This is a genomic window from Cryobacterium glaciale, assembly GCF_004402535.1.
GTDB lineage: Bacteria > Actinomycetota > Actinomycetes > Actinomycetales > Microbacteriaceae > Cryobacterium > Cryobacterium glaciale.
The window spans coordinates 16,051-30,787 of the sequence record NZ_SOEY01000026.1 but is presented as its reverse complement, the minus strand read 5'-3'; the positions used below and the strand labels follow the sequence as shown (position 1 = coordinate 30,787).

At 61.6% G+C, this 14,737-nt stretch carries 12 protein-coding genes and 2 pseudogenes; 9 read left to right on the top strand and 5 right to left on the bottom strand.

The features are described from left to right. Positions 1 to 3: 3 nt before the first annotated feature. The 6 genes and pseudogenes from E3O06_RS11855 (at position 4) to E3O06_RS11840 (ending at position 6,562) form a co-directional block, all read left to right on the top strand. Positions 4 to 1,074, top strand: a complete 1,071-nt coding sequence (locus tag E3O06_RS11855) for a DUF3644 domain-containing protein (RefSeq protein WP_134503599.1) — start codon at positions 4 to 6, stop codon at positions 1,072 to 1,074. 51 nt (positions 1,075 to 1,125) lie between these two features. Beyond that, a complete protein-coding gene (gene mobF / locus E3O06_RS11850; protein WP_241980128.1) occupies positions 1,126 to 4,722 on the top strand; it encodes a MobF family relaxase in 3,597 nt (1,198 codons plus the stop codon). 148 nt (positions 4,723 to 4,870) lie between these two features. Next, a complete protein-coding gene (locus E3O06_RS11845; protein ID WP_134503598.1) occupies positions 4,871 to 5,689 on the top strand; it encodes a GIY-YIG nuclease family protein in 819 nt (272 codons plus the stop codon). A gap of 144 nt (positions 5,690 to 5,833) precedes the next feature. After that, positions 5,834 to 6,055: pseudogene (locus E3O06_RS18450) on the top strand (IS3-like element ISAar46 family transposase); the annotation flags it as partial. Next, positions 6,042 to 6,170: a hypothetical protein gene (locus tag E3O06_RS18195; protein ID WP_255453625.1), complete on the top strand. Its 129-nt coding sequence runs from the start codon at positions 6,042 to 6,044 to the stop codon at positions 6,168 to 6,170. The pseudogene E3O06_RS18450 and the gene E3O06_RS18195, both read left to right, overlap by 14 nt. A 32-nt stretch (positions 6,171 to 6,202) precedes the next feature. Beyond that, positions 6,203 to 6,562: a hypothetical protein gene (locus tag E3O06_RS11840; RefSeq protein ID WP_134503597.1), complete on the top strand. Its 360-nt coding sequence runs from the start codon at positions 6,203 to 6,205 to the stop codon at positions 6,560 to 6,562. A 615-nt stretch (positions 6,563 to 7,177) separates the two neighbouring features. On the opposite strand, the gene E3O06_RS11835 is transcribed toward E3O06_RS11840, so the two are convergent. The 4 genes and pseudogenes from E3O06_RS11835 to E3O06_RS11820 form a co-directional block, all read right to left on the bottom strand. Continuing rightward, on the bottom strand, positions 7,178 to 8,347 hold the full coding sequence (locus E3O06_RS11835; RefSeq protein ID WP_134503596.1) for a hypothetical protein: 1,170 nt from the start codon (positions 8,345 to 8,347) through the stop codon (positions 7,178 to 7,180). Between the two features lie 376 nt (positions 8,348 to 8,723). Then, positions 8,724 to 9,234: pseudogene (locus E3O06_RS18060) on the bottom strand (transposase); the annotation flags it as partial. Positions 9,235 to 9,262: 28 nt separating this feature from the next. Further along, on the bottom strand, positions 9,263 to 10,459 hold the full coding sequence (locus E3O06_RS11825) for a hypothetical protein (RefSeq protein ID WP_134503594.1): 1,197 nt from the start codon (positions 10,457 to 10,459) through the stop codon (positions 9,263 to 9,265). Next, complete coding sequence (locus E3O06_RS11820; RefSeq protein WP_134503593.1) at positions 10,456 to 11,562, bottom strand: hypothetical protein; 1,107 nt, start codon at positions 11,560 to 11,562, stop codon at positions 10,456 to 10,458. The genes E3O06_RS11825 and E3O06_RS11820 overlap by 4 nt, the downstream gene beginning before the upstream one ends. Positions 11,563 to 11,894: 332 nt before the next feature. On the opposite strand from E3O06_RS11820, the gene E3O06_RS11815 reads away from it, so the two are divergent. Further along, positions 11,895 to 12,257: a hypothetical protein gene (locus E3O06_RS11815; RefSeq protein ID WP_134503592.1), complete on the top strand. Its 363-nt coding sequence runs from the start codon at positions 11,895 to 11,897 to the stop codon at positions 12,255 to 12,257. 171 nt (positions 12,258 to 12,428) lie between these two features. On the opposite strand, the gene E3O06_RS11810 is transcribed toward E3O06_RS11815, so the two are convergent. Next, a complete protein-coding gene (locus E3O06_RS11810) occupies positions 12,429 to 13,295 on the bottom strand; it encodes a hypothetical protein (RefSeq protein WP_206751373.1) in 867 nt (288 codons plus the stop codon). Between the two features lie 108 nt (positions 13,296 to 13,403). On the opposite strand from E3O06_RS11810, the gene E3O06_RS11805 reads away from it, so the two are divergent. Both E3O06_RS11805 and E3O06_RS11800 read left to right on the top strand, forming a co-directional pair. Next, positions 13,404 to 13,814, top strand: coding sequence for a hypothetical protein (locus E3O06_RS11805; RefSeq protein WP_134503590.1), 411 nt, complete (start codon positions 13,404 to 13,406; stop codon positions 13,812 to 13,814). Between the two features lie 430 nt (positions 13,815 to 14,244). Next, a complete protein-coding gene (locus tag E3O06_RS11800; protein WP_174843224.1) occupies positions 14,245 to 14,637 on the top strand; it encodes a sulfate permease in 393 nt (130 codons plus the stop codon). The last annotated feature ends 100 nt before the right edge of the window (positions 14,638 to 14,737 follow it).

Below are 14,737 nucleotides of genomic sequence, written 5' to 3'. Positions count from 1 at the left end.
GAGATGGCGCGTCCGCCCGCATGGAGGCACACACTGGATGAGGCTCGACGACAGGCTCTCGTCGCGATCGACTTCTACAACAGGCCAGGAGACCGGCGGAGTTTTTCCGACTTCATCGTCCACATCCACCTTGCCTGGCAGAACCTCATGCATGCCGACCGTATGCGGCGTAAGGCCGAGATCTATTACCGCGAGAACGACAATCGCCGTACCTTCAAGCGCAACCCTGACGGCTCAAAGAAGTCTTGGGACCTTGCGCAGTGCTTGAAGTTCGAGGTCAAGGAGAGTGATCCAATCCGAGCTAACATCGAGTTCTTCATTGGGCTCCGCAACCATGTCGAGCACCGGTTCCAAGACTCCGTCCTCGTCGCAACCGCAGCGGAAGCGCATGCTTGCATCATCAATTTCGAGGCCGAGCTTGTTCGTCGCTTTGGTGAAGCCGAGACGCTCGGCAGCGAATTGAAGTTCCCGGTCTTCGTGCAATCGCTCAGCCCCGCACGTTACGACGAGCAGCGCAACTTGCGCAGAGGGCTACCTCAATCGGTCTTAACCTTCATCTCGGAGTTCCAGGGCAGGCTGACAGAAGATGTCCGCAGTGACGAGCGATACGCCTACCGTCTGCTCCTCCTGCCCATGAAGGGGCCGAAGACCGAAGCGGACATGGCACTGAACTTTGTCAGGCAGGACGACCTCACAGAGGACGAGCTTCACGATCTCCTTGGCCAACAAGGCAGCGTGATCGTCGCGGAGAAGTACCGCGACGCTGCGCATGGGGATGAAGTCCTCCCGAGTGCTGCCGCTGCTGCTGTGAAAGCGGGCATCCCCTTCGAATTTGGAGTGAATGACTTCACCGCGGTGCGTAAGCGATGGGAGATTGGGCCAGTGAGGAGCGGCTCGATGGAGCAGCTGCCGAAGTCGGATGGGTTCTGTTTGTACTCGCCCGCGTTCGGCCAGTTCGTCTATCGTCCGAAGCTGGTTGATCGGATGGTCGCGGCTCTCGACACGGCCGAGGCGTACCGCGAATTGCTGCGCAAGGCGCCAGTCCTCAAGGCTCAGACTGAGCAGTTCTCGTAGAACTCCCCAGGCCACCACGCCTCTTGCAGATCGAGGCGGCGCACCTCCGTGATGAAAGCGGAGGTGGGCACGGTGACGGTGTCGATGCGGGTTATGAGTGCCGGCGACGGGTACAAATATCTGCTGCGCACCGTGGCCGCCGGCGACGGAAATCGCTCGCTATCGACGCCGCTGACCCGCTACTACACCGCACAGGGCACGCCGCCGGGCCGGTGGATGGGCAGCGGACTTCCGGGCCTCGGTGGTCTCGTTGTCGAGGGCGACGTGGTTACGGAGGAACAGTTGCAGTTGCTCATCGGGTTGGGTCGCGACCCAGTCACTGGCGAGGCCCTCGGGCGGGCGTACCCGGTCTATCGGACCGCCACAGCCCGAGCCGCCGCCGCTCGGGGTGAGGACGGTGTCGAGCACGACCACAGCGAGGGCGCATCCGCTGCGTCGCCATCCGCTAAGGAGGAGCCCGCCGAAAAGCGACGTCGCGCCGTCGCCGGCTACGACTTCACGTTCTCCATTCCGAAGTCGGCCAGTGTGCTCTGGGGTATTGCCGACGCACCCATGCAGGCGCGCATCGCGGAGGCACACCACGCGGCGGTTGCCGAAGTGATCGCGTTCATGGAGCGCGAGGTCGCGGCGACGCGGACCGGCACGACGGCGCAGGGCGGTGCCGTTGCGCAAGTGGATGTGACCGGCCTGATCGCGACGGCCTTCGATCACTTCGACAGTCGGGCCGGCGACCCTCATCTGCACACGCACGTCGTGATCAGCAACAAGGTGCAGACCGTGCTCGACGGCAAGTGGCGTTCGCTCGATGGCCGGCCGATGCACGAGGCCGTGGTGGCGCTCTCCGAACTGCACGAGACCCTGTTCGCTGACGCGCTCACGCGATCGCTTGGCGTGCAGTGGGAGAAGCGGGAGCGGGGCCGGGATCGTCATCCCACATGGGCGATCAGCGTCGTTCCAGAAGCGCTCGTTGCAGAATTCTCGTCGAGGTCCCGACACATCGATGTGGAGACCGACCGGTTGATCGAGGCATACGTGGCGAGCCGCGGGCGTCGTCCGAACCCTGTGACCATCATGAAGCTGCGCGCGCAGGCCACGCTTTCCACCCGGCCGGTCAAACAAGTGCACTCACTCGCGGAGCTTACGGCGGCGTGGCGAGAACGCGCCAGGCTCGTGCTTGGGCGCGACGCGGCGGCGTTGGCGAGTGCGGCATCCGCTCACCCGCCTGCGCGCATGCTGCGCGCAGAAGACGTGCCGCGCGAGGGGATTGATGCGTTGGCGTTGAGCGTGATGACGGCCGTCAGCGAGAAGCGCGCAACCTGGCGGCACTGGAACCTCACGGCCGAGGCTGCACGCCAAACGATGCCGGACCGATTCGCGTCGACATCCGATCGAGAAGCGGTCGTCGGGCTCATAACGGATGCCGCCGAGCGCGCGTCCTTGCGCATCACGCCTCCCGAGCTTGCCTTGAGCCCTGCCGCCTTCCGACGTGACGACGGCACGTCGATCTTCCGCCCGAAGCACTCCACGGTGTTTACCTCGACCGAGTTGCTCGACGCGGAGACGCGGCTGCTCGAGCGCGGAAACGATGCGACCGGGCCACGAGTCGCGGCGGCAATGCTGCGGTCGGCTGCCCGCACGAAGCTGCCGGGCGGGGGAGTGCTCGCAGACGACCAGCTCGCGGCGCTGTTGTCGATCGTCGGCTCGGGTCGAGTGATTGATGTGCTCGTGGGGCCGGCTGGCGCAGGCAAGACGACGGCCATGTGTGTGCTTCGGTTGGCATGGGAGGAGGCGCACGGTGCGGGGTCTGTGGTCGGCCTTGCACCCTCGGCGGCCGCCGCGACGGTGCTGGCGACGGACCTCGGAATCACGACTGAGAACCTGGCGAAATGGTGGCAGACCCATCTCGACCACGGAGAGTCGTTCCGGGCCGGGCAGCTCGTGATCATCGACGAGGCCTCGCTGGCGGGCACGCTGCCCTTGGATCGGATTACCGCGCTGGCCGCGAATGCCGGCGCGAAAGTTCTGCTGGTGGGCGACTACGCCCAGCTTCAGTCGGTCGATGCTGGCGGCGCGTTTTCGATGCTGGTGCACGATCGAGCGGACGCGCCCGAACTCATCGACGTGCACCGCTTCGTGCAGGAGTGGGAGAAGGCGGCATCCCTCGGGCTTCGCCAGGGCAGCCCCGAGGTGATTGACCTGTACGGCGCGCACGACCGACTGCGCGACGGCACCACCGAGGCGATGGCGGATGCCGCCTACGAGGCCTGGCGCGCAGATACCCGAGCGGGCAAGGAGACCGTGCTGATCAGCGACTCCAACGAGGCGGTTGCATCGCTGAACGTGCGTGCTCGAACGGAACTTATTTTGGAGGGTCAGGTCGATGCGCTGCGCGAAGTCGCGCTACATGACGGAACCCGGGCCGCTGTGGGTGACACGGTCATCACGCGCCGGAATGATCGGCGGCTCTATGCGTCGCGAACGTGGGTACGCAACGGCGACCGGTGGGCCGTGATCGAAGTGCATCGGAACGGGTCGGTTGAAGTGCGGCGGCACGGTCGGCGGTGGGGGAGCACGGTGCTGCTTCCCGCCGAGTATGTGCGCGATCACGTCGAGCTGGGCTACGCGGTCACCTCGCACCGGGCGCAGGGAATCACGACTGATACCGCGCACGTCGTCGTCGCGCCGACCATGCCGCGAGAAAACCTTTACGTCTCGATGACGCGGGGACGCGAAGCGAACACCGCCTACGTCGCTGTCGACCGGCCCGATGTCGCCCACGTGGGGCCGCGCCCCGGTGACGATGGCGACGTGACGGCGCGCAGCATCCTCTTCGGCATTCTGCAGCACGTCGGTGCCGAACTGTCCGCGCACGAGACCATCGCGGCGGAACAGGACGCGTGGGGATCGGTGGCGCAACTCGCGGCGGAGTACGAGACCATCGCGGCGGCCGCGCAGCACACCCGGTGGGTGTCGGTGGTGCGGGCGAGCGGGCTCTCGCCGGGCCAGGCCGACGCGGTCGTCCACTCGGATGCCTTCGGGCCATTCACCGCGGAGCTGCGGCGAGCCGAGGCGCACTTTGTTGACATTGTGACCCTGCTGTCGCGCGTGGTTGCGGCGCGCGGATTCGAGGATGCCCAGGACATCGCGGCGGTACTGCGATCCAGAGTGGCAGCGGTTGTGTCTCGGGACGGCAGTGCGGGGCGAGCGCGCCGCGCGCCGCGCCTTGTCGTCGGGCTGATCCCTCGTGCGATCGGGCCAATGGATGCCGCCATGCACCAGGCATTGGTTGAGCGCAGCGACCTGATCGAGTCGCGAGCGAGCGCAGTGCTCGACGAGGCGCTGCTCGCGGAGGAGCCATGGACGCGAGCGCTCGGCACCGCGCCGCGCGGGTCGGCAGCCGTTGCATGGCACCAAAACGGATGCACCGTCGCGGCCTACCGGGACCGCTACGGCATCGTTGGCGCCAGGCCGCTTGGTGCGGTACCGGAATCGACGGCACAGAAGCTCGATGCCGCTCGCGCTCATTCCGCGCTCGCCGCAGCGCAACAGCGCGCCGCAGCGCAACGGCTCGCCGCAGAAGGCCGAGTCTACGGGGCACCCAGGCCGACTCTCACGACCCAGTCGACGGGGTGGGTAACCAGATCGTGAGTTTGGTTGAATATACGGTGTCGAGAATTTCCACCACGACGGGGGACGTGACAGCTGCAACGAGCCCCTCATCACCACTCGGCGTCAGTTTCCTCATCGGATGTGTGCAAGGTCGTGGCTTATAACGGGAAGGGTGAATACTGTGAATGTGACCGATCGCTTTTACGTCTACGTGTACATTGATCCGCGCAACTTCGAAGAGTTCTACTACGGCAAAGGAACAGGGTCTCGGAGCCACGCGCACCTTCAAGATGTCGGTGATTCTGTAAAGGTTGCCCGTATCAAGGCGATCCAGAAAGAAGGGCTGGAGCCCATTATTCGGATTATCGCCAAAGGGCTCACTTCTGAGGAAGCGCTGATGGTTGAGACCACGCTTATTTGGAAGTTGGGCCGGACACTTACCAATGTTGCGTCTGGTCGATATGTCGGCCGATTTCGACCACCGGATACGTTCCACAAGAGACTCGCACGTTTCGACTTCGAAAACGGTATTTACTACATCAATGTTGGCGAGGGTGAGACCCGCAACTGGGATGATTGCCGACAGTTCGGATTTCTTGCCGCCGGTGGCGATCCAAAGTGGAGTGATCCAATTCGCGGGCTCGAAGTAGGTGACGTGGTCGTCGCCTATCTCAAAGGTGCGGGTTACGTGGGTGTGGGCGTCGTGCGGTCACCGGCAGTTCCATACGTCGATTATCGGAGCAAAGGCATCCTGCTTGCCGAATGTGAACTCGCTGAGCCGAATATTGCACACGACGCCAGTGACTTCGCGATTTGTGAGTACCTAGTTGCAGTGGATTGGGTAGCAACAGTCGACAGGCAGGGCGCCAAATGGCTACCACGAAGCGGGCTTTTCACATCGCAGCTCGTACGGGCATCACTTGATGCCCAGCCCAAGTCCATCGCGTTTGTCGAGGAGACACTTGGCGTCAATCTGGGTGCGCTGGCTGATGGTCGGTCCGGTTGAGAGGCTGAGTCCCCGCATCCCCTCCGTCAGGGTTGGGTGAGGTCAGTAGCTAACAGCAAGTCCGCCGCATGACGAAGGGCGTGAACCAGGAAATCACCCACGATGTCCAGCCCGTCTTTGATCGCCGCGGGCGACGATAGCCATATGAGTAGTCCCGGACCCCGAGCCGGCGGTCTGACCTCGAGACGGTCATTCACCCCGGCACAGAAACTTGATCATCTGGCGGCCTACGAGGCCGCCATTCAGAACAGCGCGGGCGGCGCGTATCTGCGGGAACAGGGGATCTAGTCCTCGCAGATCACCGAATGGCGCAAGCTCCGCGACGCGGGTGTGCTGGCAGGGAGGAAGCCCGGTGACAACAGTGGTTGAGGCGCACGGGTTTGAGGATGCCCAGGACATCGCGGCGGTCCTGCGAGCCCGAGTAGCAGCGGTCGTGTCCCGGGACGGTGGCGTCGCGCGCCGTGCCTGGTCGCCGGGCTGATCCCGCGTGCGTTCGGGCCAATGGATGCCGCCATGCACCAGGCGTTGGTTGAGCGTAGCGACCTGATCGAGTCGCGAGCGAGCGCCGTGCTTGACGAGGCGCTGCTCGCGGGGGAGCCGTGGACTCGAGCCCTCGGCGTTGCGCCGCGGGGGTCGGCATCCGCGGTGTGGCGGCAGCACGCGTGCACGATCGCTGCCTACCGGGACCGGTACGGGATTATCGGCGCTCGGCCGTTCGGCGCTGCACCGGACTCGACGGCACAGAAGCTCGATGCCGCTCGCGTTCGCGCCGCGATCGAGGTAGCGCAGCGGCTGGCCGCTGAAGGCCGCGCCTATGGGGTACCCAGACCCAATCTCCCGACCCCGACGACGGAATGGGTAACCAGACGGTGAATTTAGTTGACTATCCGGTCTCGAGAAATTCCACAACTCGAAGGGACGCAACCCGCTGACCGCAGCGTGCCTGCACGATCTCGCAGAAGTTGCGCAATTGAACTTCGCGTCCTGCCATATTTCGGTGAGCTACCCGGTTGTGTCTATGCCGCGATGAGCCGAGAGCGGATGAGCCCAATCTCAAGAGCCAATCCGTCGCACAGACTCAAAATCACTCGACAGTTCACAGTCATGGTGGCCGGGTTCTTACGCTGGCCGGTGTGCTGATACCAATTAGGGGGCTCGATCATTTCGCTTGCATGCGTGGAAACAAGCCGCTCTGGAGCCGACGACGGATTGGGTGGAGATCTGCAAGGGGTCGCGGCAGATCACGCTTCTACTGCCTGATTCACGCGGCTGGTTGAGTCGAGAACCGGGCTATGTCCTGGATGCTGCCGCAAAACGGGGTTGCGACGTACGAATTATTACCACCGACAGAAACGAGCTCATGATGGAGTTCGGAGTATTGATGTTCGATACGTCCACGGCCGATTACGGTCCACTCTCTCCTCGACAGATAAGAAGATCAGTAGTTCGTGGACCGTCGGCGCGCGCTGAACTTGGCAGTCCCGACGTTTAGGGTTCCGAGCGGATCGCCGATCTACGCTCCCGAATTCGTGCCAGAAGCTGCTTCAATCCTCTTCTAGGTTTAGGTTCGGCTTCCTCGACACGTAGGAGGATTACGTGGCGAAGCGCAATATCTTTTGCCTCTCGAGCTGCGAACCGTTTGTACGCCGAGGAGGCAGCTAAGCCGTTAACTGTGATGTTGAGAAACCATTGATTCTGGCGCTCGCGGGGAAAGAGCAGGACTAAGACACAGCCTGCCCCGATAACAATGCTTCCCCAAGCGCCCCACTTGTCCAGCTCAGAAGACATTATGAAGGCGAACACCGCGCTCCAGAGCGCGTAGAGAAGTAGCGGAGGAGCCCACGTCATGTACCGGGTCTTAGACGCGTCGAGGTGCGTATTAGTGAGAACCAACCAAGCGAAGAGGAGAGAAGGAAAGCAAACGATGAAGCCCACAATCAGAATGGTGAGGAAAACGCTCCAGGTTGGTCCGGGAATCAGGATTACTGAAGAGATGGACGCCGCAAGAGCGATCGCGACCGAATTGGTGAGAATGGGCACCAGCCAGGACTGCAGGGGTTGTAAGAACCGCAAGTACCGCAATAGCCTTGAGGAGCGCAAAGACCGCGCTCTCAAGGTGTTCATCCGCTGTTTTCGGATGAGCATCCAATGATCCAAATCTTTGAGCTGCTCATGGTCGCTAAGGGCGACGTAACGCCCCATGAAGAGAGCAAGAAAACTAGTCAGAGCCAGCGTCGGTATCAGCACAATAAACAAGGCCCAATCTGCGGACTGTGCCGCGTAGACCCCCACATAAATCGAGACGAGAACACCCGCAGTGGCCAGCAGGAGGCCAATAGCTCCGAGGCTTCTCCGCATTTTGTCCGCCTCTACAGCGTCAAGGTTGCCGTTCCCGGCCAGCGACACAGCGATAAAACCGAGCAGCGCAGCGACAATGAGTGGAAGTATCCAACCGACGTGCCGAGACAGAGTCTCCCCGCCCTGAACAAGCGTGGCCCAGGCGTTTTGCTCATCAATAGCGAACTTAAAGAACATAGGCGCAACAAGCCCCATGACCATCAGTACGGCAGCCGGTGCGATGGCAAAGCGAGCGGCTTGTTGGTAGCTAAGAGGCTCAACGAGGAACCGTTTCGCTGGGGCAGCATATTTTTTAGGCATTTGACAATCAAATCACCCGCAGGCCTTGCCCGAACTGAGCGAGTGTTCACAGAGGGTTCTCCTCCACTATGCCCAAAGCATGGCATTCCGATGAAATCGGCGTCATAGGGCAGTTTGCTCGATCGGGGTCTTAGCCGCAGACTGGTCTTCGGGGCGATGCAACTGACCGCTCAAGCGACGACCTCGTGTCGAAGGTAGATCCTAAAATTGGGCTTGGATAGACTCCTTGGCCGACAAGGTGGAGTCTGTGCACGACTGCTGCGGATTCAAGTTCTCTCTACTGAACTCGCCGCGCAGCGTCAGGTCGTGATGTCCTCGGCGAACTCGAAGGGTGCTCCTATCTCGTTGTCAAGCGCCGAGGGCGTAATTCGCTCTCCTAGAGCGTGCCGTCGCGGAGCATGGCGAAGAGGACGTCACACCGGCACCCGGCGAGGGCGATGAGGGCTTGGCCGTGGCGTTTTCCTTTGAGCGATTTTCCGGTCGTAGTACCCGGTGAGACGGGGTCGCGGAGCGCGGCGAAGGCGGAGAGGAGCAGGGTGCATGTGAGGATCTTGGTACACCGCCGGGACGGGAGTTCGCCGCGGATCGAGGACCCGGATCATCTGGTGACGGGTTCGAGCCCGGAATACGCGGCGACGAGGCCGACGATATCGAAGTGGCGGCTGGACACTTCGGTGAGGAGTCTGGCGCAGATCCCGATCCCGAATCCGGGCATGCTGGGTCAGGACCGGATGAAGGGAGTGTGCGTTCACGAGGTTCTCGACCTCAACGTTGATGTCGGCACCTTGCCGCCGCAACGTAGCGAGTTGCTCCGCGAGGCGCGGGATAGGCATCCGCGCGGCACTGGTGCCTACGACGGCAACGGTCTCTTCCTTCATGGCCGCAGCCGTAGCACGTTCTAGGTCGCAAGGGTTATTAGATCAACTGCGGCGGCCGACCCGGCGCGTCGTCAAACACGTTGTTTCGACGCAGATCGGTCAGCGAGAAGAACGAGTTCTCGGGTCGGCCCAGCCTCTGTTGCGCGGACCGGGCGAGTGTTGAGAACCCGCGTTCTCCGACTACGGCGTCGGCGTAGCCGCTGGCTTGCACCATGTAGAAGATGTCGGTGAGGTCGTTCGGCTTCCACTTGGCTTGCGAGTTGGAGATTTTGAGGTAGGTCACTTCGCGCGCAAGACCAAAAGCGGGCATTCGGCGGATGTCCCTGCGTGCTGGACCGTTCAGCCATTTGCCGAACGTCTCCGGATCCATTGCGATGTCAACTGCCGCTTGCGCCAGTTCGTGCCGCGCGTCGGCGATGATGGCGCCGTGGACTGCCAGCTCGGTGAGATGGCGTGGCTTGTTGGTGGTGCCAACGTGACTTGCCAGTTGCGCCCAATGCTCCGCCCACCCCTTCGGATCTTGGCGTGGAATCGGGTCACCGTCGAGGATCGTCGCTACTGTTCCGGAGATCGCGATGATCGCTTGAAGATTCGTGATCGAGTCGGGATCAAGGCCTTCGTCCGGTCCGACGTCGTAGGGTCGGAGTCGTTGGCCATAAACGGCGTTGGCCGCGAGCGTCCATACCGAGGGGAGAGGGTGGCCCGTCGCGCCATTGTGTTGACTGAGGATCCAGCGCATCTCTGCCGCGCGGAGTTCGAGAGGATCGAGCATCTGCCATCCGTGGCTGAGCTCGCAGATCGTTACTGCTAGCTTGTAACGACGATCATCGTCGGACCAATGGCTCGTTTCGCTGAGGGTGCCGGCGGAGAAGGGCAAGATCACCTTCCAGCCACGAGCCAGATCGGCCAACCATATTGCTGCAGCGGCTTCATCCGGATTCAACTTCTCCGGTTCGTGGAGAGCGGTCGCGATCTTGGACCACGCGTTCTGATCGAGATAGATGACTGGGCGCGCCCGCAGCGGTGAGGGGTCCTTCACTGTAGGAAGTTCGAAGAGAAGATCCTCGCCCCGTATGGTGGTCATCGACAAAAAGGACTCACCGGGTACGAAGCGAGACTTCGCTATCGGAGTCTCAGAGATGACGTCGCCGTCGAAGGTGGCTACCTTGCCGTCCGTGCGCCAAAACGTGGACACTCCTGCTTGATGATCCATCTCTACGAGGACGATCTTCACGCGGCCTCCACTGCGGGACGACCGAGGCCTAGCTGATTTACGGTCTCCATCAGGGAAGCCATGAGCATCACCGCTATCAGACAGTTGTGCTCGTCCAAATGTGTATCGGTCACACGATGCGACACCATGTTGCGGGCTAGACCACGCGGTTGCGGCTTGCCTGACTTCGGGTGCCACTCCACGTAGAACGACACGAACGGTGCTCGTGTGGCGCGTTCGATCAATTCCTCCAATGTCGAGGGAGCCGCGAACCCGTGATTCTTCATCAGGCCTTGTGGGTTCGTTGACCATTCGAGGTTCTCGACGACTGAGTGGACGATCACGACGGCGGAGACCGCCGCGACGCGCCAATGACCTGCCTTGCAAGCCGAAACAGCCTCGCGTGCAAGCGGGATTTGCGGTGCCATAAAGTCATCTTCGAGATTCTCTATGATCTTCCCACAGTCCTCGAGTACCTCGTCACGATGCTCTCGCAGAATCTCCAGTCGTTCTTCTGCCGTGGTCGCAGTGACAAGCCGGAGGAAGACTTCGCGCCGCGGCACCCACGCCAGGGGAAGACCTTCGGCGTTTAGAGCCTCCTCGATCATCGGAAGATAATCCTCGAACTCTGTCGGCCAGTTCTCTGGCACCAACATTCGGCGACGCAGTTGATCCCAGTCAACTCCCGAGAGAACCCCGCTGATCTGCGCGTTGACAATCTCGCGCAAACCGTCAAACCACCAAGGTGCGACGAACGGGGCGAGAGAGGGTATCTCGATCTTCGGGAGTGCTGGCTGGATGGTTGCTAGCCATCGCATGTTCTGATCCGCAAGGCTTCGCGAGATCTCCGCCATACCGCTGAGAGCCGTGACGTCAATCTTCCGCATCAAAGCATGAATTGATGAGATCCACTTGGTATTCTCGGTCGCGAGGGCCGCCGAAATACTTGCCGCATTTGCAATCTCAGCCAAATTGAACTTCGGCATCATTGCCGCGATTGAGTCCGCGAGACCAGTCTGTGCGACAAAAATTGAGGTGAGAGACTCGCTCGGCAGCGCGGCTGGGAACCCGATACTGCGGGACGCCGGTCTGCGAAACCCCACCTCCTCTTGCTTGTCCGCCACTCTGACTCCTCTCTGTCCAGATGCCCGAGCAAAGACTGGCCGTCTCAAGCTAACAGGTCACATCTCCATAAGAGCATTGGCCTGTGACATCATCTGTGGTCGCCGATCCTTTCAGGGGAGTCGGCCTCTCTCAAAAAGCGGTCCAAATGCCCATCGTTTACCCATCAAATTCATTAATGAATGAACCCAAATTGACCGAGTAGAATTGGAGTCAGTTATCGGCACGGTTCCCTCTAAACACATGGGAATTCGCGAGTTTTCGGGCACATTCGGTAGCGACTAAATTAAGGCCAGGTTTGATTCCGCGCGCAATCGGGCCGATAGATGCCGCAATGCAGCAGGCGTTGGTCGAGCGCGACCATGTGATCGAATCGCGGACCAGTGCCGTGCTCGACCACGCGTTGCTCGTGGGAAAGCCGTGGACTCGAGGGCTTGGCACCGCACCCCTGGGTCGACTGCCGCCGCGTGGCACGAAAGCGGATGCACCGTTGCGGCCTACCTTGACCTGCGGCATCGTCGGCGTGAAGCCCCTCGGCGCGGTCCCGACCTCGCCCGCCGAAGAGCTCGACGCGGCACGCTCTCACATCGCGCTCGACGTGGCGCAGTGTCTGCCGGGCGGCGACGCCTACGATGCACGCCAGCTAGCTATGGGACTCCCGCCCGTAGGAATCCGCTTCTGGAATGTTCTTGGGTGACTCTGGCCGCACGACACACCGCGTGCAAATTACGCTCCGGTTCAAGTGCGGTGGGACGGTAATGCGAGAATCCGATGAGTATGGACTGCTTGGTCGCACCTCGACGGACCGACACTTGTCGCGCTTATGAAGTGCTGATCGTTCCCTGACGTTGATGCAGAAGGCGAGAGACTACCGGAAAGGGATCGAGCTGGCACTAATCTCTGTCGAACCGTAGCCCTGGCTGTCCAAAAACACCCGGAGGGCTCGAAGCGCTGATTCCGGATCTGGTGACGGACCTATCTTGACGTGGCCGATGGGGAGGAGCGTGGGCGCGTCTTTCGAAATGTAGTGGGTGTCAGCCGCACCGGCAGTCATTTCAATGTAGGGGATGAGCCCGAACCGTCCCTCCCGAAATTTTACAAATTTCCAGTCGGGGCTGAGTCCCACGATGATCCTCACTTCTCGCTCATCGATGAACCCGTCGTCCTTTTCGTGATTTATCGGGCCGTCCACATTAGGTCCGACATCAACCAAGAATGCGCCGCGCGCGATCGCGAACTTCCGTTCCGCGATGAAATCGCGGATCTGTGTTTCATGATCGGGTGTACCTGTCGTGGAAACATACTTGACGTCTTTCCATTCCCCACCGAAAACGAAAACCGAATCCGAATCGTATAGGCGTATAAGACGATCGTCGATCTCCTCAATCTCTCCGTCTCGATAGCCAGGGGGTGGACATGGGTGCTCATCACCCGGTATCTGCTCGCGCGGGACTAGCGTACGGGCGCGATCGAGTCCAACCGCGTATGCAACTTGCCCGGCCCCGTAACCCCGCCAGAGGGTTAAGAGATCAGGGAGCGCCGATGCGGAGACGAGAAACGAATCAAAAACGCTCGAGCCTCGCAGGAGGCTGCTCCTAGAGACCAAATCGCGATCCGTTTTCGATAGCGATCCCTCAATTCGCGCAAATGTTGACTTGAGGGCGTTTACTCCGGTCTTCATTTCATTTGCGTCGTTCATGAAGGCAGCGGAGGTTGCCCATATCGAATCACTCATCACGATGCCTCGGAGTCCAGCGGTCGACGTATAGTGCCAAACAAGGTCTTCACACACACTCTCACTTGGCAGGGTCATCCCGCGAGCATAGTTGTCTGGAACAACCTAATGCCAGCCAACGAAATATGTTGGCTCTCGCTGCCAGTGATATGGGCCACCCAGTTGACAGGAGTATGGGACGACCTGGAGCTGTCACCAAGCCTTGCCGCCACTTCGATCCGTGTCATAGGGCCATTCACCGCGGAGCTCCGGCGAGCCGAGGCGCACTTTGTCGACATTGTGAACCTGCTGCCGCGCGTGATTGCGGCGCGCGGGTTCGAGGATGCCCCGGACATTGCGGCGGTGCTGCGAGCCCGCGTGGCGGGATTCGTGTTGCGGGATACCGGAGCAAGTGGCTCGCGTCGTGCGCCGCGTCTCGTCGCTGGGCTGATCCCGCGAGCGATCGGGCCGATGGATGTTTCTATGCGTGCAGCGTTGGTCGAGCGTGCCGGCCTGATCGAATCGCGAGCGAGCGAGTGAGCGCCGTGCTTGACGAGGCGTTGCTCGCGGGGGAGCGTGGACTCGAGCTCTCGGCACGGCGCCGCGCGGGTCGGCAGCCGTCGCGTGGCACCAAAATGGATGCGCTGTCGCGGCTTACCGGGACCGCTACGGCATCGTTGGCGCTCGGGCGCTCGGGCGCTCGGTGCGGTACCGGAATCGACGGCGCAGAAACTCGACGCTGCCCGTGCGCGTGCGGCGCTCGAGGCTGCGCAGCGCCTCGCGGAAAAACGCTACACCCAAGATGCGCCCCGACCCGCCGTCAATTTAGTGCTTCCGCGGGCGGGCATCCGGTTCTAAAATGGTGTCAGGCAACCTCTATTCGCGCCATCGCTCGGTGTGATGGCATGGCTCCCGTTCGGCGGGCAGTCCTTTCAAGTTTCTTGTTGCTGAACTTCTGGAAGGCTGCATCATGTTCGGACTCATCTTGGGCGTCACTGCCCGCGTTCATTACGCGCTGCGCGGGTTGATGCCGACCAACATCCTGCTCGACGCGCTCCGCACTCGACGCGGTCTCAAATGGGGCGTACCGGCGATGCTTCTCGCGGTGCCGTATGCACTCGCCGCCGTGCTCTGCACCGGCCTGGCCGAAGACGGCGGCTCCGGCTGGTTTAACTTGCTAGCGCTGCTCTTCGCGTGGAACGCGCTGAAGTTTCTCGTCGCTGGACCCTTGACCTTGATGCGTCTGCTCTGGCTGCTTGGCGGCGAGGCCAACGCGCGGCGTCGGGCGGCGCGGGCGCTTCGCGGCGAAGGTGTCGGTCTGGAGCTATTCGAGGAGCCGGTGCTCACGTCGCGTCGAGCCTGAGCTGGCACAGAACTCGGTCAGGTTCGCACGGCGAGTGACCAGCGGCGTACCTCTTGTTCGGGCAGTATTGGCTCACGCACGTCGACCAGTAGGAGGCTTC

Bases quoted from the DNA above. Each gene is read 5' to 3' on its own strand.
- E3O06_RS11855 (WP_134503599.1), top strand. From the start codon at position 4: ATGGCGCGTCCGCCCGCATGGAGGCACACACTGGATGAGGCTCGACGA.
- mobF (WP_241980128.1), top strand. From the start codon at position 1,126: ATGAAAGCGGAGGTGGGCACGGTGACGGTGTCGATGCGGGTTATGAGT.
- E3O06_RS11840 (WP_134503597.1), top strand. From the start codon at position 6,203: ATGCACCAGGCGTTGGTTGAGCGTAGCGACCTGATCGAGTCGCGAGCG.
- E3O06_RS11835 (WP_134503596.1), bottom strand. From the start codon at position 8,347: ATGCCTAAAAAATATGCTGCCCCAGCGAAACGGTTCCTCGTTGAGCCT.
- E3O06_RS11815 (WP_134503592.1), top strand. From the start codon at position 11,895: ATGCAGCAGGCGTTGGTCGAGCGCGACCATGTGATCGAATCGCGGACC.
- E3O06_RS11810 (WP_206751373.1), bottom strand. From the start codon at position 13,295: ATGAGTGATTCGATATGGGCAACCTCCGCTGCCTTCATGAACGACGCA.
- E3O06_RS11805 (WP_134503590.1), top strand. From the start codon at position 13,404: ATGCCAGCCAACGAAATATGTTGGCTCTCGCTGCCAGTGATATGGGCC.
- E3O06_RS11800 (WP_174843224.1), top strand. From the start codon at position 14,245: ATGTTCGGACTCATCTTGGGCGTCACTGCCCGCGTTCATTACGCGCTG.